Below are 3,031 nucleotides of genomic sequence, written 5' to 3' on the forward strand. Positions count from 1 at the left end.
TCATTTTCCGATTTATGCAGCCGGAACCGAAGTGCCATACTTTGAACACTTTGGAAAGCTGTTTCAATGGGTAGTGCAAGGCAAACATATTACGACGGCCACGATTGATCGCGCTGGCGTGTCGACGTATAAGTTGTACCGTGCCTACAAGGATCCGGACTTATTGCGGTCTGATGATATGACGGTTTTGATGCGGGTCTTGCGCTTATTGCCGGCTGATTTAGATGCAGTGGTTTACAGTCAATACATTGATACCACGCATACAACTTGGGTGCAGTATGTGCCAGAATTGACCGATCCCGCCATGTACCATGTGATGGCCGAGGTTGCCTTGAAGAATTATGAACGACTAGGTAGTCGGCGTGATTTAGAAGTTTCCTTTGAATATCGCGCGCTAGACGGTATGGCCCGTTATCCTGGCTGGTTATCAAGTCCGGTGGCCAATCAGCTAGGTCGCGAGATTATGGATGAGTTGATGAGCATTGATGTGTGGCATGATCATGAGGTGCGTTTGGTGAAGTTTGGTTTGTTGGCCATCGATTCACTGGATATGATTGATGTTTGGACCAAACAGATGCGACGGGTCTATGCAAAATCCTATGAACCTTATCGTTTGATTGAAAACATTTTAGAGGCGCTTGACTTGGCAACATTTAGAGCAGCCTTGCTAGGCAATCGTGAGTTGGTTGCTTATTACACACTTCTGGCACGTGACTTAGGCCGGGAGCAAGTTCGTGATGGCAGTTTGTGGTTGCAGTGGCGCTGGGCAATGTTAGATTACTATGAATGGTTCTTTGATGATCCGACAGCATTGGTCTCAATGTTGAGTAATTTTGTCGTCGACTATCAAACGCTAACAGGCAATTTTGCGATGATGATGCGTTATCGCTCAATTTTACAAGCACTTGGTAAGCAGCCAAAAATAAAGTAAGAAAGAAGGCGGTTGACATGCAACAACCCTTAGCATTTAGAATGCGCCCTCGGACGATTGAGGAAGTTGTTGGTCAGCAGCACTTAGTCGGTGAAGGAAAAATTATTCATCGCATGGTCACGGCAAAAATGTTGTCGTCGATGATTTTGTATGGACCGCCGGGTACCGGTAAGACAAGTATTGCGAGTGCCATTGCCGGTTCTACGAAATATGCGTTCCGTATTTTAAACGCCGCGACAGATAGTAAAAAAGATTTACAAATTGTGGCCGAAGAAGCCAAAATGTCAGGTACGGTTGTTTTGTTGCTTGATGAGATTCATCGGTTAGACAAAACCAAACAAGATTTTTTGTTGCCTCATTTGGAGAGTGGTCGTATCGTTTTGATTGGGGCCACGACGGAAAATCCGTACCTTTCAATTTTGCCAGCCATTCGATCACGGTCACAAATTTTTGAAGTGCAACCTCTGTCAGAGGATGACATGAAGATTGCCATTCAACGTGCGTTAACCGATAAGGACCGCGGGCTGGGTAATTTCGATGCGGTACTTGAAGAAGATGCGGAACGACAATTGGTTTATGCGACGAATGGTGATTTACGGTCGGCATTGAATGGGCTCGAACTAGCGGTGAAGTCAACCTTGCCAAGTGAAGATGGTCAGATTCATATTACTTTGCCTATTATTGAGGAAACCGTGCAACGCAAGGCGTTAACGGCGGACAAGGATGGGGATGGCCACTATGATGTCATCTCGGCGCTCCAAAAGTCGATTCGTGGTAGCGATACCGATGCAGCGTTGCATTATTTGGCACGTTTAATTGAAGCAGGTGATTTGCCAATTATTTCACGGCGCCTGCGGGTAATCGCGTATGAAGATATTGGCTTGGCAAATCCAGCAGTAGCAGCGCGGGCGATTACGGCAATTGATACCGCTGAGAAGTTGGGCTTTCCGGAAGCACGAATACCGCTCGCGAATGCAGTGATTGAATTGGCCTTATCGCCAAAGTCGAATTCGGCGTATACAGCAGTTGATGCAGCATTGGCGGATGTGCGCAAGGGTGGTACGGGCGATGTGCCAGATCACTTAAAAGATGCACATTATAAAGGCGCTGAAAAGTTGGGTCACGGGGTGGATTACGTTTATCCACACGGGTATCCTGGCGATTGGGTACCGCAACAATACTTACCTGATAAATTAGTTGGCAAACACTACTTTGATCCAGCGGGCAACTCAAAGGTCGAAGTGGCGTATAAAGATCAATATCAAAAATTGTCTGACGCCCAACGTAAGGGATTAAAAAAGTAGCCTGTCAAGACTGTTTATTTTATGTGGCAGGCGTATAATATGGTTATGCGAATTCCTTGGACGTACGCGTGATTCCTACTATATGTAGTTGCTTTACAACCATATTGCTCGGGGATGTCGGGAAGCCGGCGAGGCAAGCTGTTTCACTCAGTAGCCGCGAACGCTGACTTATTCACCCACTTACCTATAATCTGGAGCCAACTCATTGTGAATCATTAACGGCGCCAATCAAGTGTTCGTGCACTACTACGGTTTGCCCTGGTAGTGCTTTTTATTTGAAACGAAAAAGAGAGAAATTTTTACCATGATGATTATGATCACCTTTGTTGTCTTTGCCTTGCTAGTTGGGGCGATGGGGATTTACTTATTGCGACACAGAACTGGCTTCATGGGCATCGCTGCCGCCCAAGCCAAAATGCCAGCGACGATTTTCGGCTGGTTTTTCACGGTTGATGCGGCTTTGCTACTCATTAGTGTGGTTATTTATCGGGACGCACCACTACCAGCCGGCATTTTTGTTATACTCGCGACAATTATGACAACGGCGTTAGCGCTAACTGTCGTGCGCCGTTTGTTTAAGTAATTTACCCAATAATGAAATCTTCATACCTCTCGCATGGTTTGTTTGACGTTTATTAATGAAATCGTTTTCAAATAGCGTATAATAAACATATAGGGAAAGAGCCTATTAGAGGAGGACTTATCATGGCAGATGTAAACGTAAACTACAAGAACATTTTGGTACCAGTCGATGGCTCAAAGGAAGCGGAAGCCGCTTTGGGCAAGGCAATTCAAG

2 protein-coding genes and 1 pseudogene are annotated in these 3,031 nt (G+C 45.8%); all 3 read left to right on the plus strand.

The window, feature by feature from the left end; all coding sequences use genetic code 11:
- Positions 1 to 931: pseudogene (locus WEIDD23_RS03915) on the plus strand (XRE family transcriptional regulator); the annotation flags it as partial.
- A 17-nt stretch (positions 932 to 948) separates the two neighbouring features.
- Positions 949 to 2,235 carry a replication-associated recombination protein A gene (locus WEIDD23_RS03920; protein ID WP_010373449.1) on the plus strand — a complete coding sequence of 429 codons (1,287 nt, stop codon included), beginning with the start codon at positions 949 to 951 and terminating at the stop codon, positions 2,233 to 2,235.
- 304 nt (positions 2,236 to 2,539) lie between these two features.
- A complete protein-coding gene (locus WEIDD23_RS03925) occupies positions 2,540 to 2,818 on the plus strand; it encodes a hypothetical protein (protein WP_010373451.1) in 279 nt (92 codons plus the stop codon).
- Positions 2,819 to 3,031: the final 213 nt, after the last annotated feature.

The sequence above is a fragment of the Weissella sp. DD23 genome (assembly GCF_001579105.1).
GTDB lineage: Bacteria > Bacillota > Bacilli > Lactobacillales > Lactobacillaceae > Weissella > Weissella cibaria.

What these genes read in the sequence shown, in the direction of transcription:
- WEIDD23_RS03925 (WP_010373451.1), top strand. Translation starts at nt 2,540, where the DNA reads ATGATGATTATGATCACCTTTGTTGTCTTTGCCTTGCTAGTTGGGGCG.
- WEIDD23_RS03920 (WP_010373449.1), top strand. Translation starts at nt 949, where the DNA reads ATGCAACAACCCTTAGCATTTAGAATGCGCCCTCGGACGATTGAGGAA.